The 20,522-nt window shown below is 69.9% G+C and carries 22 protein-coding genes and 3 tRNA genes; 11 read left to right on the forward strand and 14 right to left on the reverse strand.

What is annotated here, in order from left to right:
* Positions 1-4 precede the first annotated feature (4 nt).
* The 8 genes from ACFC0D_RS34965 to ACFC0D_RS35000 form a co-directional block, all read right to left on the reverse strand.
* Positions 5-80, reverse strand: a tRNA-Gly gene (locus tag ACFC0D_RS34965).
* Between the two features lie 22 nt (positions 81-102).
* Positions 103-720, reverse strand: coding sequence for a response regulator (locus ACFC0D_RS34970; protein WP_376445099.1), 618 nt, complete (start codon positions 718-720; stop codon positions 103-105).
* Positions 717-1,943: a sensor histidine kinase gene (locus tag ACFC0D_RS34975; protein WP_376445101.1), complete on the reverse strand. Its 1,227-nt coding sequence runs from the start codon at positions 1,941-1,943 to the stop codon at positions 717-719. Before ACFC0D_RS34975 ends, ACFC0D_RS34970 begins: the two co-directional genes overlap by 4 nt.
* 14 nt (positions 1,944-1,957) lie before the next feature.
* Positions 1,958-2,722, reverse strand: coding sequence for an ABC transporter permease (locus ACFC0D_RS34980; RefSeq protein WP_376445104.1), 765 nt, complete (start codon positions 2,720-2,722; stop codon positions 1,958-1,960).
* Positions 2,719-3,636 carry an ABC transporter ATP-binding protein gene (locus ACFC0D_RS34985; RefSeq protein WP_376445106.1) on the reverse strand — a complete coding sequence of 306 codons (918 nt, stop codon included), beginning with the start codon at positions 3,634-3,636 and terminating at the stop codon, positions 2,719-2,721. The genes ACFC0D_RS34980 and ACFC0D_RS34985 overlap by 4 nt, the downstream gene beginning before the upstream one ends.
* A 149-nt stretch (positions 3,637-3,785) precedes the next feature.
* A tRNA-Gly gene (locus ACFC0D_RS34990) sits at positions 3,786-3,858 on the reverse strand.
* Between the two features lie 80 nt (positions 3,859-3,938).
* Positions 3,939-4,010 (reverse strand) — tRNA-Gly (locus ACFC0D_RS34995).
* 112 nt (positions 4,011-4,122) lie between these two features.
* Positions 4,123-4,476: an Lsr2 family protein gene (locus tag ACFC0D_RS35000; protein ID WP_376445109.1), complete on the reverse strand. Its 354-nt coding sequence runs from the start codon at positions 4,474-4,476 to the stop codon at positions 4,123-4,125.
* 323 nt (positions 4,477-4,799) lie between these two features.
* On the opposite strand from ACFC0D_RS35000, the gene purS reads away from it, so the two are divergent.
* The 5 genes from purS (at position 4,800) to ACFC0D_RS35025 (ending at position 9,444) form a co-directional block, all read left to right on the forward strand.
* Entirely contained in the window at positions 4,800-5,045 is a 246-nt protein-coding gene (gene purS, locus ACFC0D_RS35005; protein ID WP_015035032.1) for a phosphoribosylformylglycinamidine synthase subunit PurS, read from the forward strand.
* A complete protein-coding gene (purQ, locus tag ACFC0D_RS35010) occupies positions 5,042-5,722 on the forward strand; it encodes a phosphoribosylformylglycinamidine synthase subunit PurQ (protein WP_329118159.1) in 681 nt (226 codons plus the stop codon). Before purS ends, purQ begins: the two co-directional genes overlap by 4 nt.
* Positions 5,722-7,971: a phosphoribosylformylglycinamidine synthase subunit PurL gene (gene purL, locus ACFC0D_RS35015; protein WP_376445112.1), complete on the forward strand. Its 2,250-nt coding sequence runs from the start codon at positions 5,722-5,724 to the stop codon at positions 7,969-7,971. Before purQ ends, purL begins: the two co-directional genes overlap by 1 nt.
* A 112-nt stretch (positions 7,972-8,083) precedes the next feature.
* Positions 8,084-8,590, forward strand: coding sequence for an ArsR/SmtB family transcription factor (locus ACFC0D_RS35020; RefSeq protein ID WP_376445114.1), 507 nt, complete (start codon positions 8,084-8,086; stop codon positions 8,588-8,590).
* Between the two features lie 26 nt (positions 8,591-8,616).
* Positions 8,617-9,444 carry a M23 family metallopeptidase gene (locus ACFC0D_RS35025; RefSeq protein WP_376445116.1) on the forward strand — a complete coding sequence of 276 codons (828 nt, stop codon included), beginning with the start codon at positions 8,617-8,619 and terminating at the stop codon, positions 9,442-9,444.
* On the opposite strand, the gene ACFC0D_RS35030 is transcribed toward ACFC0D_RS35025, so the two are convergent.
* A complete protein-coding gene (locus tag ACFC0D_RS35030; RefSeq protein ID WP_376445119.1) occupies positions 9,432-9,836 on the reverse strand; it encodes a nuclear transport factor 2 family protein in 405 nt (134 codons plus the stop codon). The genes ACFC0D_RS35025 and ACFC0D_RS35030 overlap by 13 nt on opposite strands.
* A 77-nt stretch (positions 9,837-9,913) precedes the next feature.
* On the opposite strand from ACFC0D_RS35030, the gene ACFC0D_RS35035 reads away from it, so the two are divergent.
* A complete protein-coding gene (locus ACFC0D_RS35035; RefSeq protein ID WP_376445122.1) occupies positions 9,914-10,702 on the forward strand; it encodes a sterol carrier family protein in 789 nt (262 codons plus the stop codon).
* A gap of 57 nt (positions 10,703-10,759) precedes the next feature.
* On the forward strand, positions 10,760-11,590 hold the full coding sequence (locus tag ACFC0D_RS35040) for an META domain-containing protein (protein ID WP_376445125.1): 831 nt from the start codon (positions 10,760-10,762) through the stop codon (positions 11,588-11,590).
* 35 nt (positions 11,591-11,625) lie between these two features.
* On the opposite strand, the gene ACFC0D_RS35045 is transcribed toward ACFC0D_RS35040, so the two are convergent.
* Both ACFC0D_RS35045 and ACFC0D_RS35050 read right to left on the reverse strand, forming a co-directional pair.
* Complete coding sequence (locus ACFC0D_RS35045) at positions 11,626-13,044, reverse strand: sulfatase (protein WP_376445127.1); 1,419 nt, start codon at positions 13,042-13,044, stop codon at positions 11,626-11,628.
* Between the two features lie 172 nt (positions 13,045-13,216).
* The gene (locus ACFC0D_RS35050) at positions 13,217-13,309 is read right to left on the reverse strand and encodes a putative leader peptide (RefSeq protein WP_352189727.1); all 93 of its coding nucleotides are present in this window, start codon (positions 13,307-13,309) and stop codon (positions 13,217-13,219) included.
* Between the two features lie 306 nt (positions 13,310-13,615).
* Between ACFC0D_RS35050 and purF the strand changes: the two genes are divergently transcribed.
* Positions 13,616-15,142, forward strand: a complete 1,527-nt coding sequence (purF, locus tag ACFC0D_RS35055) for an amidophosphoribosyltransferase (protein WP_376445131.1) — start codon at positions 13,616-13,618, stop codon at positions 15,140-15,142.
* 42 nt (positions 15,143-15,184) lie between these two features.
* The gene (purM, locus tag ACFC0D_RS35060) at positions 15,185-16,252 is read left to right on the forward strand and encodes a phosphoribosylformylglycinamidine cyclo-ligase (RefSeq protein ID WP_376445134.1); all 1,068 of its coding nucleotides are present in this window, start codon (positions 15,185-15,187) and stop codon (positions 16,250-16,252) included.
* Between the two features lie 146 nt (positions 16,253-16,398).
* Here purM and ACFC0D_RS35065 read toward each other — a convergent pair whose 3' ends face one another.
* Entirely contained in the window at positions 16,399-16,656 is a 258-nt protein-coding gene (locus ACFC0D_RS35065; protein ID WP_376445136.1) for a DUF3073 domain-containing protein, read from the reverse strand.
* Positions 16,657-16,968: 312 nt separating this feature from the next.
* A complete protein-coding gene (locus tag ACFC0D_RS35070) occupies positions 16,969-18,063 on the reverse strand; it encodes a Leu/Phe/Val dehydrogenase (RefSeq protein WP_376445138.1) in 1,095 nt (364 codons plus the stop codon).
* 158 nt (positions 18,064-18,221) lie between these two features.
* Here ACFC0D_RS35070 and ACFC0D_RS35075 point away from each other — a divergent pair, with 158 nt between their 5' ends.
* On the forward strand, positions 18,222-19,088 hold the full coding sequence (locus tag ACFC0D_RS35075) for a hypothetical protein (protein ID WP_376445141.1): 867 nt from the start codon (positions 18,222-18,224) through the stop codon (positions 19,086-19,088).
* Positions 19,089-19,624: 536 nt separating this feature from the next.
* Complete coding sequence (gene bldC, locus ACFC0D_RS35080; RefSeq protein WP_003949541.1) at positions 19,625-19,831, forward strand: developmental transcriptional regulator BldC; 207 nt, start codon at positions 19,625-19,627, stop codon at positions 19,829-19,831.
* A 322-nt stretch (positions 19,832-20,153) separates the two neighbouring features.
* Here the strand turns inward: bldC and ACFC0D_RS35085 are convergent, their stop codons facing one another.
* Entirely contained in the window at positions 20,154-20,333 is a 180-nt protein-coding gene (locus ACFC0D_RS35085; protein ID WP_376445143.1) for a DUF6274 family protein, read from the reverse strand.
* Between the last annotated feature and the right edge of the window lie 189 nt (positions 20,334-20,522).

A 20,522-nucleotide genomic window follows, 5' to 3' on the forward strand; every position in this document is an offset into this window, starting at 1 on the left:
TTCATGGAGCGGACGACGAGATTCGAACTCGCGACCCTCACCTTGGCAAGGTGATGCTCTACCAACTGAGCCACGTCCGCCTGCGCCGTAGCGCGGAGCCAACTATACCCAACCTTTCTCCCGTGCGAGACGCACCGCCGTATGACGGTTCTCGGCGCCGAGCTTCGCGGCGGCGGAGGAGAGGTAGTTCCGGACCGTTCCCGGTGACAGCGAGGCCCGCTCGGCGATCTCCGCGACGGGCGCCCCGTCGGCCGCGAACTCCAGCACCTCGGCCTCGCGCGCGGTCAGCGGGGAGTCCCCGGCGGCGATCGCGTCGGCCGCCAACTCCGGGTCCACGTAACGGTTTCCGGCGTGCACGGCGCGGATGAGCTCGGCCAGCCGCTGGGCGCTGACGGTCTTGGGCACGAAGCCCCGCACGCCGGCCGCGAGCGCCCGCTTGAGGTGTCCGGGGCGGCCGTGACTGGTCACGATCATGGTTCTGCAGTCGGGCAGTTCGTCGCGGAGGGATGTGGCGACCCTCACACCGTCGAGGCCCGGCATCTGCAGATCGAGGACGGCGACGTCGGGGCGGTGGGCGCGGGCCATGGCGAGCGCCTCCGGCCCGGTGGCGGCCTGGGCGACGACGACGAGGTCGTCCTCCAGGGCGAGGAGCGCGGCGAGGGCGCCCCGGATCAGGTGCTCGTCGTCGGCGAGCAGGACGCGTACGGTGCCGGCGGTCACGCGGCCGCCCCCGACCGCTGTACGGGCACCAGGGCCGCCACTCGGAACGTACCTCCGTCGCCCGGTCCCGCCTCCAGGGTCCCGTCCACCGCCGCGAGCCGTTCCCGCAGCCCGGCCAGGCCGGAGCCGTGTCCCATCGCCGCACCTTCCCGTACGCCGTCGTTCCGTACCGTCAGCAGCACCGAACCGTCCTTCTCCCGCAGCGAGATGGCACATCGCTTCGCGTCGCCGTGCCGCAGTACGTTCGTCGTGGTCTCCCGGACGACCCAGCCGAGCACCGACTGGACGGTGCCGGGCAGTTCGACCGTCACCGGGTCTATCGCGCAGTCGATGCCGGCGGCACCGAGCACCCCGCGCGCGCCTTCCAGTTCGACGCGCAGGTCCGCCTCGCGGTAGCCGCGCACGACGTCCCGTACCTCCCGCTGGGACTCCTGAGCGATCCTCTGCACCTCGATCATCTGGTCGACGGCCTCGGGGCGTTCGCGCCGGGCGAGCTGCACGGCGAGTTCGCTCTTGAGCGCGATGACCGACAGGTTGCGGCCCATGACGTCGTGGAGGTCGCGGCCGAAGCGGAGCCGTTCCTCGGCGACCGCGAGCCGGGCCTTCAGATCGCGGGAGCGTTCCAGCTCCCAGACCATCTTCATCAGCCAGCCGGAGAACCCGCATGCGGCGACGAGTCCGCCACCGCCCAAGAGGATCCCGACCGCGTAGCCGAACGCCTCTGCGGGGTCGATCCCCATGGCCGCGACGGCGGCGCCGGTCGCGAGTGAGGCGGCCGGGGCCACGTACAGCATCCGCCGGGGTCGTCGCACGCACAGCACGAGGCTGCCCAGGGTGAACGTGACCAGGCCGGTGACGACGGCGGCGGCGACCGAGATGTCCGCGAGCACCCCCGTGGCCCGCAGTGCGATCACGATCAGTGAACCGGCCGCCGTCAGGGTGATCAGCGCGGTCGCGAGGCGGACCGGTCGATCGCGCCGGTCCAGGGCCCAGTCCAGGGCGCGTGAGGAGAGCACGGCGGTCAGCACTGCGTGTCCGCAGACCAGCAGCGCCAGCGCGAGGGCGAGCGGGGTACCGACCGGGTGGTCCCCGGAGCTGGAGAACGGAACCAGACCGATGGCGCCGATCTCGATCACCGTGAAGAAGTGGAAGCTCCACCGGGTGTACAGCTCGACCTTGGCCGCAGTGCTGCGGCCGCTCCACCACCCCGTCAACCTGGACACGCCCGGGCCCCTTTCTAGCGACGCGGTTCCCAGCGGAACCACCGTCGGACAGCAAACACGGTGATCACGCCCCAGGCCAATGTGTTGAGGACGGCGGTCAGCAGGTCCTTGGTGTCGCCGACGCCGAGCCAGCCGACGCGGACGAGCTCCATGACGCCGCTGAGCGGCAGCAGTCGGCAGATGTCGGCGACGAGGTCCGGGAGCACGTCGCTGGGGAGCATCAGCCCCGAGCCCACGGCGGAGACGAGGAAGAACGGCAGGGTGGTGAGGCCGGCGCTCTCCACGTTGCGGGTGATGGCCGTGGTCGCGGCGGCGAGTCCGGCGAGCAGGAGGATCGCGGCGAGGAGTCCGAGGACGAGGAGCTCCGGCCGTCGCGGCGCGGGTACGTCGAGGGCGAGGGTGCCGCCGACGGTCAGCACGGCGCACTGGGCGAGCGCGATGGCGGAGGAAGGGAGCGCGGTGCCGGCGAGGATCTCCAGGTCGCTCGCCTCGCCCGTGCGCAGCCGCTTGAGGACGAGCTCCTCGCGCCGGGCCACGAGGGCGGACGTCAGCCCCATGTAGACGACGAGGACGAGGACCAGCCCGGTCCCGCCGATGAGGGTGGCGCCCGCCATTCCCATGGGCAGTTCGTCGGTGCCCATCTGCGAGAGCGTCGACCGCATCGTGAAGATCATCAGCAGCGGCATCAGGAGGGCGATGAAGAGGTTGTTCTTGTTCCGCCCGAGGAGGGTGAGTTCGGCCCGCCCCAGCGAGGTCATCCGGCGTGCGGTCGCGTTCATCGAACAGTCTCCAGGGCGTCGTTGCGGGAGGCGATCTCCAGGAACGCCTCTTCGAGGGAGGCCGAGCGGGCGTCGAGCCCGTCCAGCCGCACACCGGCCTCGCGGGCCCAGTCGAGGAGTTCACCGAGCGCGTCCTGGAGGTGGTGCGTACGGATCTCCACGCGCCGGCCCTCGGCGGCGGCCTTGAGGCCGAGCGGGATCCGGCCGGGCGCCACGTCCTCGGGGAGGACGAAGCGGATGCGGGCGGGCCGGGCGGCGGTGACCTCCGCCGGGGTGCCCGAGAGCACGATCCGGCCCTGGTTCATGATGGCGAGCCGGTCGGCGAGCGACTCGGCCTCCTCCAGGTAGTGCGTGGTGAGGACGACGGTCGTGCCCGTGTCCCGAAGCTCCCGCACGAGCGCCCAGGTGTCGCGCCGGCCTTCGGCGTCGAGTCCGGTGGTCGGCTCGTCGAGGAAGAGGACCTCGGGGCGGCCGAGGAGGGCGAGCGCGAGGTCGAGGCGCCGCCGCTCTCCGCCGGAGAGCTGCTTGATCCGCACGTCGGCGCGGCGGCCGAGGCCGACCTGCTCCAGTGCCTCACCGGTCGGCCGGGCGTTGCTGGTGCAGCCCGCCCACATGCGTACGGTCTCGGCCACGGTCAGGTCGGAGGGGAATCCACCCTCCTGGAGCATGATCCCGATCCGGGGCCGGACGGCGGTGCGTTCGCGGTACGGGTCGTGGCCGAGGACGTGGACCGTGCCGCCGCTGGGAGCGGCGAGGCCCTCGAGGAGCTCGACCGTGGAGGTCTTTCCGGCTCCGTTGGTCCCGAGCAGGGCGAAGATCTCGCCCTGGCGGACGGCGAAGGAGATCCCGTTGACGGCTTCGAAGCCGCCGGAGTAGGTCCGGCGGAGGTCGTCGGCCTCGATCACGTTGGTCATGACTTCAGCTTCCCGGCGGTCGGAGCCGGTCGGCAGTGCGTGCTGTCATCGCTGCGCATGACAAATGTCAGATGCCGATCGGCAGGCACGACGGCCGCTCGGCATACGACAAAGGCCCCGGTTCCTGAGAACCGGGGCCTTTGCTCCCGAGCGGACGACGAGATTCGAACTCGCGACCCTCACCTTGGCAAGGTGATGCTCTACCAACTGAGCCACGTCCGCATTGCTGCCGCTCAGCTCTCACTGGGCGGTGCGAGCACCACTGTACCTGATCCACAAGTGGAGTCGGTAATGCGATGCAGAGCGGGTGACAGGAATTGCACACTGCGCCTTCCCCCTGGAAGGGGGATGTTCTACTACTGAACTACACCCGCACGCTGCGTGAGGTTCGGCCCTGCGGCCTCGCCCCTCGGCGTGATCCAGACTCTAGCCGATCGGCAGGGGTGCAGTGCAACTCCGCTTCCGGCGCGGGGTGTCTTCCTCGACTCAACTGGCTTCGCGGAAGGCTTCGTAGACCCGCTTGGGGATGCGTCCGCGGGCGGGCACGTCCATCTTGTTGGACTGGGCCCAGGCGCGGACCGCGGCCGGGTCGGGGGCCAGGGCGGTGTGCTTGTACGAAGCGACGGACGCGGCCGAGCCGCCGGCCCTGGCGGTGGCGGCCTTGCCGGTCAGCTTCCGTCCGGCCGCGAGGTAGGGCGCCAGCGCCTTGCGCAGTTTCTTTGCATTGGCGGGATTCAGGTCGATCTCGTACGTCTTCCCGTCGAGGCCGAACGCAACCGTTTCCGCCGCTTCTCCGCCGTCGATGTCGTCGAAGAGAGTGACCACTACTCGCTGAGCCACGGATATCGGTCCTTTCGTGTCGGTCCGCCGTGCCGTTTCGGCGTACAGAACGCCTCTGACGTGCGGCGACACCGGCTTTTCGGCTGCCCCGGGGAAGTGCTGCTTTCCTCTGTATTCCTTTGTACAGCGGTAGGCGTCGCATTGTGAAGCCCAGCCAATTGCATCAGCGTGTCCCGCCGCAATGGGCCGCGCGATATTTCACTTGAATTTTCCGTGAGGGTCTTTGGGTCTCTTTGTAGGGTCCTCCAGTCTTCTACCCGCGTAGAATTTGGAGGCAGGTACGCTGAGGGAACCGCCCACGCAACACACCACCGGGAGTGCCAGTGGCACGCGTCGTAGTCGACGTCATGCTCAAGCCGGAGATCCTCGACCCCCAGGGGCAGGCGGTGCAGCGTGCACTGCCCCGCCTGGGATTCGCCGGAATCGCCGACGTCCGCCAGGGGAAGCGCTTCGAGTTGGAGGTGGAGGGACCGGTCGACGACGCCGCCCTCGCCCGCATCCACGAGATGGCCGAAACCTTCCTTGCAAACACCGTGATCGAAGACTTCGTCGTGAAGGTCGAGTCGTGACCGCACGCATCGGGGTCGTGACGTTCCCCGGAACGCTCGACGACCAGGACGCGCTGCGCGCGGCCCGCCTCGCGGGCGCCGAGCCCGTTTCGCTCTGGCACCGCGACAAGGACCTCAAGCAGGTCGACGCCGTGGTCCTGGCCGGCGGCTTCTCCTACGGCGACTATCTGCGGGCCGGAGCCATCTCCCGCTTCTCGCCGGTGATGGAGACGATCATCGAGCAGGCGAAGGCGGGCATGCCCGTCCTCGGCATCTGCAACGGCTTCCAGATCCTCACCGAGGCCCATCTGCTGCCGGGCGCGATGCTGCGCAACAACCACCTGCACTTCATCTGCCGCGACCAGAAGCTGCGGGTGGAGAACGCGGACACCGCGTGGACCGTGGACTACGAGCAGGGCCAGGAGATCCAGGTCCCGCTCAAGAACATGGACGGCCGGTACGTCGCCGACGAGCGGGTGCTCGACGAGCTGGAGGCCGAGGGGCGGGTGGCCTTCCGCTACCTGGACATGAACCCCAACGGCTCGCTCCGTGACATCGCGGGCATCACCAACGCCGCGGGCAACGTGGTCGGCCTCATGCCGCACCCCGAGCACGCCGTCGAGCCGCTGATCGGTACGGGCCGTACCGACGGCCTCGGTTTCTTCACCTCGATCCTCAAGAAGCTGGTCAACGCCTGATGACTCTGGACACGGTCAAGCATGCGACCGAGACGCCGGACAGCGAGCAGCCCTGGAAGGAGCTCGGCCTCAAGGAGGACGAGTACGCCCGCATCCGCGAGATCCTCGGCCGCCGTCCCACCGGTGCCGAGCTCGCCATGTACTCCGTCATGTGGTCCGAGCACTGCTCCTACAAGAGCAGCAAGGTCCACCTGAAGCAGTTCGGCGAGAAGGTCCCGGAGAACGACGCCATGCTCGTCGGCATCGGCGAGAACGCGGGCGTCGTCGACGTCGGCCAGGGGTACGCGGTCACCTTCAAGGTCGAGTCGCACAACCACCCCTCGTACATCGAGCCCTACCAGGGCGCGGCCACCGGCGTGGGCGGCATCGTCCGCGACATCCTCGCCATGGGCGCCCGCCCGGTCGCGGTGGTCGACCCGCTGCGCTTCGGCGCGGCCGACCACCCCGACACCAAGCGCGTGCTCCCCGGAGTCGTCGCGGGCATCGGTGGCTACGGCAACTGCCTGGGCCTGCCGAACATCGGCGGCGAGGTCGTCTTCGACGAGTGCTACCAGGGCAACCCGCTGGTCAACGCCGGCTGCATCGGTGTCATGAAGCACGAGGACATCCACCTCGCCAAGGCCTCCGGCCCCGGCAACAAGGTGATCCTCTACGGTGCCCGGACCGGCGGCGACGGCATCGGCGGTGTCTCGGTCCTCGCGTCCGAGACCTTCGACGACACCAAGCCCACCAAGCGCCCCGCGGTCCAGGTCGGCGACCCGTTCCAGGAGAAGCTCCTCATCGAGTGCACCCTGGAGATCTTCAAGGAGAAGCTGGTCGCGGGCATCCAGGACCTGGGTGGCGCCGGACTCTCCTGCGCGACCTCGGAGCTGGCCTCCGCCGGCTCCGGCGGTATGCGGGTCGAGCTCGACCGGGTCCACCTGCGCGACGCGACGCTCTCGCCCGAGGAGATCCTCATGAGCGAGTCGCAGGAGCGCATGTGCGCGATCGTCGAGCCCCAGCACGTCGACCGCTTCCTGGAGATCTGCGAGAAGTGGGACGTCATCGCGGTCGTCATCGGTGAGGTGACGGAGGGCGAGCGCCTGGAGATCTTCTGGCACGGCGAGCAGATCGTCGACGTACCGCCGCGCACGGTCGCCCACGAGGGCCCGGTCTACAACCGGCCGTACGCCCGCCCGGAGTGGCAGGACGCGCTCCAGGCCGACGACGCGAACAAGCTTCCCCGGCCGCAGAACGGCGAGGAGCTGAAGGACCAGGTCCTGAAGCTGGTCTCCTCCCCGAACCAGGCGTCGAAGTCCTGGATCACGGACCAGTACGACCGGTTCGTGCAGGGCAACACCGTCCTCGCGCAGCCCGAGGACGCGGGCATGGTCCGTATCGACGAGGAGACCAACCTCGGCGTGGCCATGGCCACGGACGGCAACGGCCGGTACGCGAAGCTCGACCCGTACACGGGTGCGCAGCTCGCGCTGGCGGAGGCGTACCGCAACGTCGCCGCCTCCGGTGCCAAGCCGCTGGCGATCTCGGACTGCCTGAACTTCGGTTCGCCCGAGGACCCGGCCGTGATGTGGCAGTTCGCCGAGGCCACCCGTGGTCTCGCGGACGGCTGCCTCCAGCTGGGCACCCCGGTGACCGGCGGCAACGTCTCGCTGTACAACCAGACGGGCGAGGTCGCCATCCACCCGACGCCGGTCGTGGCCGTGCTCGGTGTGATCGACGACGTCAACCGCCGTACGCCGATCGCCTTCGCGGAAGAGGGCCAGCTCCTCTACCTGCTCGGCGACACGCGTGAGGAGTTCGGTGGCTCGGCCTGGTCCGAGGTCGTCCACAAGCACCTGGGCGGTCTGCCGCCGGCCGTGGACCTCGACCGGGAGAAGCTGCTCGGCGAGATCCTGATCTCGGCCTCCCGCGACGGCATGATCGATGCGGCGCACGACCTGTCGGACGGCGGTCTGGTGCAGGCGGTCGTCGAGTCCTGCCTGCGTGGCGGCACGGGTGCGCGTCTGGTCGTCCCGGACGGTCTCGACGCCTTCACGTTCCTCTTCAGCGAGTCGGCCGGCCGTGCGGTCGTCGCCGTCCCGCGCAGCGAGGAGCTCCGCTTCACCGACATGTGCGGCGCGCGGGGTCTGCCCGCGACCCGGATCGGTGTCGTGGACGGCGAAGAGGTCGACGTGCAGGGCGAGTTCAGCGTCTCCCTTGAGGAGCTGCGCGCGGCCCACGAGGCGACCATCCCGGGCCTGCTGGTCTGAGCATCATCTGACGCATCGCGGTACGGGAGCCCCCGTCCGGACCTTCGGGTCCGGGCGGGGGCTTTCTCGTTCCCTGGTTGCGTGAGATTACGTAATTACGTAATCTCAAGGTATGGAGCTGGAAGAGCGGGTCGCCGAGCTGGAACGCCGGATGGCGGCCCTGGAGGGCGCGGAGCGCCCCGCACCCGAGACCGTCGACGGCACCTTCTGGGCCCTGGAGGGGCTCAAGGCGCAGCTCGCGGACGCGGGCACGCAGGGCGAGGACGGCGCCGTGCTGTTCACGGGAGCGGTCCGGCTGCCGACCCAGGAGCGGTACGAGTGGCAGTTCGGCGCCTTCACCGAGCGGCTGCTCGACGAGGACTGGGCCGAGACCGCCGAGTCCTTCGCCGCGCTCGGCCATCCCGTACGGCTCCGGCTGCTGCGGGAGATCCTCGGCGGCCGGCGCACCGCCGCCGAACTGGCGGATCTCGAGGAGATCGGCACGACCGGCCAGATCTACCACCACCTGCGCCAACTGACCGGCGCCGGCTGGCTCCACACCGTCGGGCGCGGCCGCTACGAGGTCCCGGGAGCCCGGGTCGTCCCGCTCCTGGTGGTGCTCACCGCCGCCCGTCCATGACCGCCATCGTTCAGGGGGAACGTTTCATGTCTTCGCGCAAGATCGCGGTGGTTCTCCACCGCGCGCTCTGGCTGGTGTTCGTCGTGCAGGCGCTCGCCTCGGTCCTCGTCGACCTGCCGTATCCGTACTGGGTGGGCTGGCTGCCGGCCGTCGCCGGCGCCACGCTCGGGATCACGCTCGCCAGGACCGCGGGCCGGCGGGTCGCGGCGACGCCCCGGGCCACGGTCGAGGTGGATCCGCCGGTCACCGGGAGCTGGTCCGCCCTCAACAGCCCGGCGGACCGGACGCCCAGCCACGGCACCCACCAGTTCGGTCAGACGTACGCCATCGACATCGTGGCGGAGGACGAGGCACGCCCCCGTCCGGCCTTCGCCGGGCTGTGGCCGGTGTTCCGCCGGAGCGAGGACTTCCCGGCCTTCGACGCACCGCTGCTCGCGGTCGCCGACGCGACCGTCGTCCACGCCGAGGACGGACAGCGGGACCACCTCAGCCGCAACTCGCTGCCCGCCCTGGTCTATCTGATGCTGGTCGAGTCCAGTGTCCGGGCGCTCGGGGGAGCCCGCCGGGTCACCGGGAACCACCTCGTCCTCGATCTCGGGGACGGCACCTACGCGATGTACGCGCATCTCAAGCGCGGCTCGCTCGGGGTGCGGGCCGGTGAACGGGTGGTGGCCGGCCAGGAACTCGCCCGGTGCGGCAACTCCGGCAACTCCACCGAGCCGCACGTGCACTTCCAGCTGATGGACGGCCCGGACCTGGACACGGCGCAGGGCGTGCCGTTCACCTGGCGCGGTGTCGGCGTGCCGAAGAACGGGGAGAGGTTCGTGGCGGGGCGCGAGGCCTACTCGGCCTGACCCCAGAAGGCGTCGTTCTCGTCCATGTTCTCGACGCACTCGTCGACGTCGGTGATCTTGCCGCCGACGATGGTGAAGAAGAGCGCGCCGTGCATCTCGATACCGCGGTCGCCGCGGTCGGCGTGGAACTTGTGGGCCGCTATGGCGTGCCCGCGGCCGTCGACGGTGATGCTTTCGAGGTCGACCCGCATGGTGCCGTGGGTGAGCGCGCCGAGCTGCTCGTAGTAGGCGACGCAGTTGTCCACGCCCTTGTGGTGCCCGGATATCCGGTTGTCGCCCGGCGCGTGGTGGGTGCAGTCCGAGGTCATCAGCGAGCGGATGGTGTCCATGTCTCCCTGGGTGAACGCTTCGTAGCCCCGGCGGACCAGGACGGTGTCAGGGTGCTCAGCCATGACTGATCGACCCCTCTCCTACGCGTAGGTGTCTGCTGGCGGCCCTCCCTCTCCAGTCTCCGACTACCCTCGCCCCCATGCCACCGGCCAAGAAGCGCACCCGCAGCTACGACTCCGCCAAGACCCGGGCTGCGGTGCTCGCCCAGTTCCGGAACGTACGACAGGGGGTGCTCGCGCTGTCGCCCGAGCAGCTCGACGGGCCGACCCGGCTGGGGGAGTGGACCGTACGGCAGCTGGCGGCGCACATCTCGTGGATGGTCGACTCCGTCCCGCACTGCCTGGGGATGCCCGAGCCGGCGAAGCAGGAACTCGCGCTGCTCGACTGGCCGTTCGTGACCGCCTCCGGCGCCGAGCGGATCGACGAACACACCCGGGGGATCGAGTCCTCCGATCTGCCGGCGTTGTACGCGCGGACCCTGGAGGCGTACGAGGAGGGGATCGCGGGCGCCACGGACGACCGGCTCCTCCCGATCAGCTTCGGCGCCATGCGGCTGGCCGACTTCCTGGTGACCCGCACGGTCGAGCTCGTCGTCCACACCGACGACCTCAACGCGGCGACCGGACTGGACATCCCGTACGACCGGCAGGCCCTGGCCGCCTGCACCCGGCTGCTCGCCGACGCGCTCGCGGTGAAGGCCCCGGGAGGGGCGGTCGAGGTGCGGGTCCCGCCCTTCGCGGTCGTGCAGTGCGTGGAGGGGCCGCGCCACACCCGTGGCACCCCGCCCAACGTGGTCGAGACCGATCCGCTGACCTGGATCCGGCTCGCCACCGGCCGTACCGGCTGGTCGGAGGCCCTGGACGCGGCCAAGGTCGACGCGAGCGGCGAACGTGCCGACCTCTCCGGCCTGCTGCCGCTGATGGGCTGAGCGGCACCGCGCGGGAGGCGGGCGGAACCGTCCGTACCGCTCGCCCGTCCCATCCCCATGCTGAAGACACGTCCCATCGCAGCCACCGCAGTCCTGGCCTCGCTCGTCGTGCTCTCGGCGTGCGGCACCGAGAAGGCCGGTTCCGATCCCGGCGCCGGAACCGTCGCCCCTGACGTGCCCGTCACCGGAGTCCACTGGGCCTTCGACACGGTCACGGTGGCCGGCAAGGAGACCACGGCGCCCGACGGCGCCCACATCGAGATCGCCGCGAACGGCCAGGCGTCGGGGAACAGCGGCTGCAACGGCTTCGGCGCCGAGGTGTCGGTCCAGGGGGACAAGGTCACCGTGAAGCAGGGCCAGGGCACCGAGATGGCGTGTCCGGGGGAGCGGGGCGCCTTCGAGGCCGTGCTCCAGAAGGCCTTCGCCGGCACGCTGAAGGCTCGGCTGGAGGGCGACCGGCTCACCCTCACCTCGGACGACGGCAAGAACACCGTCGCGCTGACGTCCGAGCCGCCCGCCCCGCTGAACGGCACCGTCTGGGCCGTCGACTCCCTGGTCTCGGGCGGGACGGCCTCCTCACTGCCCAAGGGCAGCGAGGGCAAGGCCGACTTCGTCATCGACAAGGACGGCCGGGTCCGCGGCAACATGGGCTGCAACCGGTTCACGGCCATGGCGAAGGTCACCGCGGAGACCCTCACCGTCACAGGACCGGTCGCGACCACGCGCATGATCTGCTCCGGTCCGCAGATGGAGCTGGAGACGAAGCTGTACGAGCTCCTCGACGGACCCCTCTCGTACGAGCTGCGCCACCGCACCCTGACGCTCACCGGCGCCGACGGCGAGGGCTTCGCCGCGACCGCGAAGCCCGCACCGAGCGCGACCCCGTAGGGCCTCGGGGCCTGTAGACCCCCGGGCCTGCGGCCTCAGGACCCGTACGGCAGCAGACCGGCGTCGATCCGTTCCCACGCCACCCGGAGTCCGGCGAGCCGCTCCTGCTCGTACGGGGCCCGGTCCGCCTGTTCGCGGGCGTCCTCGGTCAGGTGGAAGAGCTGGTCGCGCCCGCTCTTGCCCCGGTAGTACTTCCAGTCGCCGCGGCGCAGCGCCCGCTCGCCCCGCACCCGCCAGAACAGGTCGCGCTCGGCGACCTTCTCGCCGCGCAGGAGGTGCCCGGCGAGGCTGATGCCGTCGAGCGGGTAGGTGGGGTGAGGTCGGGCGCCGCCCAGTTCGAGGAGGGTCGCGGTCCAGTCGGGGGTGTACACCGGCAGGTCGCTGACCTGCCCGCCGTCGATCCGGGCGGGCCAGCGCAGGACGGACGGAACGCGGATGCCGCCCTCCTGGAGGGAGCCCTTGTTCCCCGCGAGCGGCCAGTTGTAGGAGAACCGCTCGCCGCCGTTGTCGCTGGCGAAGAAGACGAGCGTGTCGTTCTCCTGGCCCGAGCGCTTCAGCGCCCCCAGGACCTCGCCCACCGACCGGTCGAGGTCCTCGACCATCTCCTTGTACTTCTCGATCGAGCCGCCGTCCTGGTGCCAGAGGGCGGAGCGGTCGCCCGCCTTGATCCGTCGGACGATCTCGGCGCTCGCCTCCTCGTCGCCGTCGGCGATCCACGGCCAGTGGGGGGTGGTGAAGTTCAGGTTGAGGAGCCAGGGCTTCTCGTGGTCGCGGGCCACGTACTCGCTCGCCCGCTCGGTCAGGATCCGGGTGTAGTAGCGCAGGTCCTTGTACTGCGCGTCGCCCTCGTAGAGGTCGTACTCGCCGCCGAGGCCGAGCTTGGAGTAGTACTCCAGGGCTCCGCCGAAGTTGCCGAAGAACTTGTCCCAGCCCGAGCGGGTGGGGGAGTAGTCGGGGAGGTAACCGCAGTGCCACTTGCCGATGAGGGCGGTGGCGTATCCGGCCTCGCGCAGCCGGGAGGCGAGGGTGGGATGGGTCGGCTCCAGACCGACGGACTTGTCGGCGATCGGCTCGGCGAGCCCGCCCTTCGTACGGCCGGGGAAGCGGCCCGTGTAGAGGCTGAAGCGGGTGGGGGAGCAGGTCGCGGAGCCGGAGTAGGCGTTGGTGAAGCGGACACCCTGGCGGGCGAGGCGGTCCAGGTGCGGGGTCCGGATGTGCGGGGACCCGTAGGAGGACAGGTCGGCCCAGCCGAGGTCGTCGCCGAGGATGAACAGGATGTTCGGCCGCCGGGAGTGCCGGCCGCGGGCGGCACGGAACGGCCGCTCCCCGGCCTGCGCGGTGTCGGCAGCGGCCTGGGCCGTGACGGCACCGGCACCCAGCGCGCCGACGGCGGCGGCCCCGACGGCTGCCCCTCCGAAGGCACGTCGGGACAGGGGGATCTTGGGCGTGGGCATGGGGCTCCTTGGAAGCTGCGGGATGCGGGGAGGTCCTGGCGGGCGCGGGACGGCGCGCGGCGGTACGGCCCGGACGTGGGCCGTGGCTCAGGAAAGGGCGCGCCGGACGCCGGGCGGACGGCGGCCGCGGGGGTCCGTGTGGACTCCCGCGGTCAAGGGCGCGTGGGTGGGATCAGGCGCAGCGACAGATGGCGCTGGCGACACGGACGAGGTCCACGTGTCGGCGCGCGACGAGGGTGACCGCACGGTCACGCACAGGCTGCATGGCGGGGAGCCTGGCCCAGGGCGCGTGCACCTGTCAACGGCCGTCCCAGTCCCCGGAACGGCGCTCTCCGGGGCCCCGGCGCCGGCAACGGGCCCGCCCGGTGCGACTCCCGTCACACTCCCGGCCCGTCGGGAGCACCGTACGAGCGTCCGCTTGCATTCGCCCGGTCGGGCGGGAGCCCGTTCCCGCCTAGGCGGAAAGGTGTCTACGCACATCAATGGATCAGTTTGTGCGATCCCACCACTACGGCACCCCTTAGATTTCCCCAATTCGGACCAGTGGTCGACCTCGCCTACACTCGGAGGCGTGCCACGTGGTGACGGTCGACTCAATCACGATCTGCTTCCCGGCGAGAAAGGCCCCCAGGACGCTTGTGGCGTCTTCGGTGTCTGGGCTCCGGGTGAAGAGGTCGCAAAGCTCACGTACTTCGGGCTCTACGCCCTCCAGCATCGGGGTCAGGAATCCGCGGGAATCGCGGTCAGCAACGGCTCCCAGATCCTCGTCTTCAAGGACATGGGCCTCGTGTCCCAGGTCTTCGACGAGACCTCTCTCGGTTCCCTCCAAGGTCATATCGCGGTCGGTCACGCCCGCTACTCGACCACGGGTGCCTCCGTGTGGGAGAACGCGCAGCCGACGTTCCGGGCAACCGCCCACGGCTCCATCGCGCTCGGCCACAACGGCAACCTGGTGAACACGGCGCAGCTCGCCGAGATGGTCGCGGACCTGCCCAAGCAGGAAGGCCGCACCACCCGTGTGGCGGCCACCAACGACACCGACCTCCTGACGGCGCTCCTCGCCGCCCAGGTCGACGAGGACGGCAAGCCGCTCACCATCGAGCAGGCCGCCGCGAAGGTCCTCCCCGATGTCCGGGGCGCCTTCTCCCTCGTTTTCATGGACGAGCACACGCTCTACGCGGCCCGTGACCCGCAGGGCATCCGCCCGCTGGTCCTCGGTCGCCTCGAGCGCGGCTGGGTCGTCGCCTCCGAGTCCGCCGCCCTCGACATCTGCGGCGCCAGCTTCGTCCGCGAGGTCGAGCCGGGCGAGATGATCGCGATCGACGAGAACGGCATCCGCACCTCGCGATTCGCGGAAGCGAAGCCCAAGGGCTGTGTCTTCGAATACGTGTACCTGGCCCGCCCGGACACGGACATCGCCGGCCGCAACGTCTACCTCTCCCGTGTGGAGATGGGCCGTCGCCTCGCCAAGGAGGCCCCGGTCGAGGCGGATCTGGTCATAGCGACGCCGGAGTCCGGCACTCCCGCCGCGATCGGCTACGCCGAGGCCAGTGGCATCCCCTTCGGCGCGGGCCTGGTGAAGAACGCCTACGTGGGCCGCACCTTCATCCAGCCCTCCCAGACCATCCGCCAGCTGGGCATCCGGCTGAAGCTGAACCCCCTCAAGGACGTCATCAAGGGCAAGCGCCTGGTGGTCGTCGACGACTCGATCGTCCGCGGCAACACCCAGCGCGCCCTGGTCAAGATGCTCCGCGAGGCCGGCGCGGCCGAGATCCACATCCGGATCTCCTCCCCGCCGGTGAAGTGGCCCTGCTTCTTCGGTATCGACTTCGCCACCCGCGCGGAGCTGATCGCCAACGGCATGACGATCGAGGAGATCGGCACGTCGCTGGGCGCGGACTCGCTCTCGTACATCTCCATCGACGGGATGATCGAGGCGACCACGATCCAGAAGCCGAACCTCTGCCGTGCCTGCTTCGACGGCGAGTACCCGATGGAGCTTCCGGACCCCGAGCTGCTCGGCAAGCAGCTGCTGGAGAACGAGCTGGCCGCCGGCCCCGCCGCCACCGCGGCCGCCGACGCGCTCCGTCGGCCGTAAGACCCCCGCAGTACCGCAGTAACGACACGAAAGCTCTCACCTATGTCTGAGACCACCGGTGCCTCCTACGCGTCCGCGGGCGTCGACATCGAGGCGGGTGACCGCGCCGTCGAGCTCATGAAGGAATGGGTGAAGAAGACGCAGCGCCCCGAGGTCCTCGGTGGCCTCGGCGGGTTCGCCGGCCTCTTCGACGCCTCCGCCCTCAAGCGCTTCGAGCGTCCGCTGCTCGCCTCCGCCACCGACGGTGTCGGCACGAAGGTCGACATCGCCCGCCAGATGGGCGTCTACGACACCATCGGCCACGACCTGGTCGCGATGGTCATGGACGACATCGTCGTCTGCGGCGCCGAGCCGCTCTTCATGACCGACTACATCTGTGTCGGCAAGGTCCACCCCGAGCGGGTCGCCGCGATCGTGAAGGGCATCGCCGAGGGCTGTGTCCTGGCCGGCTGCGCGCTGGTCGGCGGCGAGACCGCCGAGCACCCCGGCCTGCTCGGCCCGGACGACTTCGACGTCGCCGGCGCCGGTACGGGCGCGGTGGAGACGGACCGGCTGCTCGGCCCCGATCGCATCCGTACGGGTGACGCCGTCATCGCGATGGAGTCCTCCGGCCTTCACTCCAACGGGTACTCGCTCGTCCGGCACGTGGTCTTCGACCGCGCCGGCATGACCCTCGACCAGCGTGTCGAGGAGCTCGGCCGGACCCTCGGCGAGGAGCTCCTGGAGCCCACCAAGATCTACTCGCTGGACTGCCTGGCGCTGACCCGGACCACCGAGGTGCACGCCTTCAGCCACATCACCGGTGGTGGCCTCGCCGCCAACCTGGCGCGGGTGATCCCGGACGGGCTGCACGCCACGGTCGACCGTTCGACCTGGACCCCGGGCGCGATCTTCGATCTGGTCGGCAAGGCCGGACAGGTCGAGCGTCTGGAGCTGGAGAAGACCCTGAACATGGGCGTCGGCATGATGGCCGTCGTGCCGGCCGAGTCCGTGGACGTGGCCCTGGCGACCCTGGAGGACCGGGGCGTCGAGGCCTGGGTCGCGGGTGAGATCACCGAGCGCGGCGACCACGCGACCGGCGCCGAGCTGGTCGGCGACTACGCGGTCTGACGCTTCCGATCCGGTGGGCGGGCCACGGCCCCCCACCGGATCCGGCGGCTCTCCCGCAGAGCGGCACGGAGCGTCCCGAGGACGCACAGAAACCCGGTCCGGGTATCCCGGACCGGGTTCGGTGTTGAGCAGCGCTCTTTAAGAGGTCAAGCGCGACGCTGGGACGCGCCGGGACCGGACTCGTCGTCCTCGTCCTCGTCGTCGTCCGAATTGTAGAGATCCGCGTACTGTGCGTACGGGTCGTCTTCCTCGTCGTCGTCCTCGAACGGCTCGCCATTCGGCGGCTGGCTCGAAGTCGAAGCGCCCAGCTCGTTGGCCAGACGCGACAGGTCAGTCCCGCCGCTGCTGTACTTCAGCTGGCGGGCGACCTTGGTCTGCTTGGCCTTTGCCCGGCCGCGCCCCATGGCTCGACCCCCTCGGTGACGGGGCTCGGCGGCCCCAGAGTCTTGACACGCGTTCATGATTCGGAACGGGCTCTCGGCAGAGAGACCGGTCCGTAGGGCTTCAACGGTACCTGCTTCCGTGGCCATACGGTACGCCGCACGCATCACATGACCCGGTACAGAACCATCGAGGTGCCCTGTCCTCGCTGGTCAATCGCGATTTTAACCTCTTCTTGAGGGCCGACCCGCCGACCGGGGTGAGTCATCTCTCGATTGGGGTGAACCTACAAAGTTCACCCCTGGGAGCGCCCCGCGGGCCGGCCCTGTCAAGAATCAGCCGCGGCGAGCCTCGGCCATCCGCTGCTCGGCGATCCGGTCGGCGGCGGCGGCCGGCGGGATGCCGTCCGACTTCGCACGAGCGAAGATCTCGAGCGTGGTGTCGAAGATCTTCGTGGCCTTCGCCTTGCACCGGTCGAAGTCGAAGCCGTGGAGCTCGTCGGCGACCTGGATCACGCCACCGGCGTTGACGACGTAGTCGGGCGCGTAGAGGATCCCGCGGTCCGCGAGGTCCTTCTCGACACCCGGGTGGGCGAGCTGGTTGTTGGCCGCGCCGCAGACGATCTTCGCGGTGAGGACCGGCACGGTCTCGTCGTTCAGGGCGCCGCCGAGCGCGCACGGCGCGTACACGTCCAGGCCCTCGACGCGGATCAGCGCGTCGGTGTCCGCGACGACCGTGACCTGCGGGAACTTGTCGGTGATCCGGCGCACCGACTCCTCGCGGACATCCGTGATGACGACCTCGGCGCCGTCCCTCAGGAGGTGCTCGACCAGGTAGTGGCCGACCTTGCCGACGCCCGCGACGCCGACCTTGCGGTCGCGCAGCGTGGGGTCGCCCCAGAGGGTCTGCGCGGAGGCGCGCATGCCCTGGAAGACACCGAAGGCGGTGAGGACCGAGGAGTCGCCGGCGCCGCCGTTCTCGGGGGAGCGGCCGGTGGTCCACCGGTTGGTGCGGGCCACGACGTCCATGTCGGCGACGTAGGTGCCGACGTCGCAGGCCGTCACGTAGCGACCGCCGAGGGAGGCGACCATGCGTCCGTAGGCGAGCAGCAGCTCCTCGGACTTGATCTTCTCGGGGTCGCCGATGATCACGGCCTTGCCGCCGCCGTGGTCGAGGCCGGCCATGGCGTTCTTGTACGACATGCCCCGGGAGAGGTTCAGCGCGTCGGCGACTGCCTCGGCCTCGGAGGCGTACGGGTAGAACCGGGTGCCGCCGAGGGCCGGGCCCAGGGCGGTGGAGTGGAGGGCGATGACGGCCTTGAGGCCGGAGGCGCGGTCCTGGCAGAGCACGACTTGCTCGTGGCCACCCTGCTCCGAATGGAACAGGGTGTGCAGTACGTCAGCAGCAGGAACGCCGGTCACATCGGTCACGGTGGTGACTCCCAAGTACGAAGCGGCGGTTACGCCGGTCCCCCCTGCGGGTGGTGGCGGGACCGGTTCGGCAAGAGAGTAAGTCCTACGCGCGCGTAGATCCGCCGCAGTGCTCAGGATCACCCCCTCCCGGAGTACCTCCGTGGAAGGATCGCGACATGTCGGTCGCCTCTTCGGTCCTCGTCCCGTACGCCTCCTATCTGCGGGTCTACGAGCCGCTGGCGGCCTTCCCGGAGCCGGAGCGGGGACATTGGACCCGGTACGCGAGCCGGGCGGACACCCCGACCGCCCAGGACGAACTGCGTCGCTCGCTGGCGGACTTGGTGCCGACGCCTCCCGTCCCGGTGCCGGTCCACGAGAGCGGCGACGCCTTCGTCGCGTCCGTCGACGGGGTGGTCGTGGTCTGCCCGTGGCGGACCCGGCTGCGGGGCTGGCTGGCCCTGGAGGAGCTGGGGCAGGCGCGGGAGGCCGATCCGGGGCGTTCGTTGCCGGGGGTGGTGCTCGACGCGATGCTGCCGCCGGTGGTGCGCACGCAGGTGACGGCGGACCACGAGCGCTGGCGGGAGCGGAACCCGGACGCGCGTCCGTGGATCCGTACGGCGGTGTGGCAGGTGCCGGTGCGCTGGTTCACGCTCTTCGCGGACGAGGAGCGGGAGTACGTCCCCGGCAGTGAGGGCGCGCCGACGGTGTTCCGCTACCGGACGCCGATGGTGCAGGCGCGCCGCCGGCTGGCGCGGGCGCTCCGGGCGCTGCGGGAGTCGATCGACGAGGGGCCGCTGACGGAGGGTCTGGTCGAGGTGGGCCGGTGGCTGGAGGAGTTCCACCCCCGGGCGCTGGTGGAGCTGGACTACGGCGGTCTGGTGCACGCGGTGTCGGCGGAGTGGCTCGCGGAGGACCGCTCGGCGGCCGATGTGGCCGAGGGGATCGCGGCGCTGCGGGACGGCGACGGGGAGGGCGCGAGCGAGGCGTACGGGCGGCTCGCGGAGCGCTGGCGGGAGATCCGGAACCTGCAGTTCGCCAATTGATCATCGACAGAACATGCCCGGCTGATGTAAATGATCATCTAGCGCCGTGGGTCCTCGGCAGGTCCTTGGGGGGACCTTGGTGAGTCCGCGGCGGGACGTAGGTCCCGATCCGGGCCTTTGGCTCAAGCGTGACGGACAGCACTTACTGCGCCCTTGCGTCCATCACCCTCCCTCGTGCCAAAATAGGACAAGGAGTCCGGGGAGGGTTCCTTCCGTCCAAGTATGGGCGGAACGCTCAGCATTGCACTCTATGGGGGGTCTGAGGACTCCTGATCGCTCTGTGACTGATCGTCACAGCGGCGTGACTGTCCGTTATGGCATGGTCCATCGACTTCCGCCGCTGATGAACACCTGCGAGGGCAATTCCATCGGTTTGGCCGACGTGGCTGGACGGATGGTGTAGTTGTAGTGCCGAGGACAAGCCGTTCGTCCTATAACCGACTCGGCCCGCTTCTGCCATTTCGGGCAACGCGGGTCAAGGTGCAGAATTTAGAGGAAAGAACCGAGAAGGTTCGGTTCTCCCGAGGAGGCCGCTCATGACCGCTCGCACCCCTGATGCCGAGCCGCTGCTGACCCCCGCCGAGGTTGCCACGATGTTCCGCGTGGACCCGAAGACGGTGACCCGTTGGGCGAAGGCAGGAAAGCTCACGTCCATCCGCACGCTGGGTGGACACCGCCGGTACCGCGAGGCTGAGGTCCGCGCACTGCTGGCGGGTATTCCGCAGCAGCGCAGCGAGGCCTGAGGTACGCGCAACACCCCGCTCGACCGGGCATTTCCGGGTCCCCCAACCTGGATCGCCCACCCCAAGCACTGCCGACGGGCGCCTGCCCCAACAGGTTCTTCGTCAGAGATCGCGCTGGACTCCGCCGGGTCCAGCGCGATCTTTTTTGTGCCCGGTCAGGCCCCTCGAAGTCTGGTGCAATTGCACATATTAAATGGGGCCCGTGTAGGGAGGGTGTAAGTGAACCGGTTTCTGAAACTCGTTCGGTGACTCCCGTCACACTGGCGAAGTCTTGCCAAGGAACAGCCTCCCACTCCCGGGACAGGCGCCAACCCGCCGTTGGTCATGGGTCGGTGGGACTTTCGTCCTCGGCGCGCTCCAGCTCGATGGCGAGCGTCAGGAGGCGATGGCAGACCGAACACTGCCGGGTGACGTGCCCGTAGCGGGACGCGGCCGCCAGATGGGCGCGCAGCAGGGCGCGTATCTCATGTCTCGACTCACGTGCTGCGGATGCCGCGGCCATGCGCGACCACCTCCTGTGGGCCCCCGATTCCCTGTGTCTGGGGTACCGGCGGCCGGCGGGCGGCGTCAATACATGGGAAGGCAACGAAGAAGGCCCCCCCCCCACGGGGGGGGCCGTACAGGGTGGGTCATATACAAAAAAACCAACCCCCCACACCCCCCGTGATAGCGGGTTGCGGCGTCGTGTGGG

The organism is Streptomyces sp. NPDC056222, assembly GCF_042264065.1.
Taxonomy (GTDB): Bacteria; Actinomycetota; Actinomycetes; order Streptomycetales; family Streptomycetaceae; genus Streptomyces.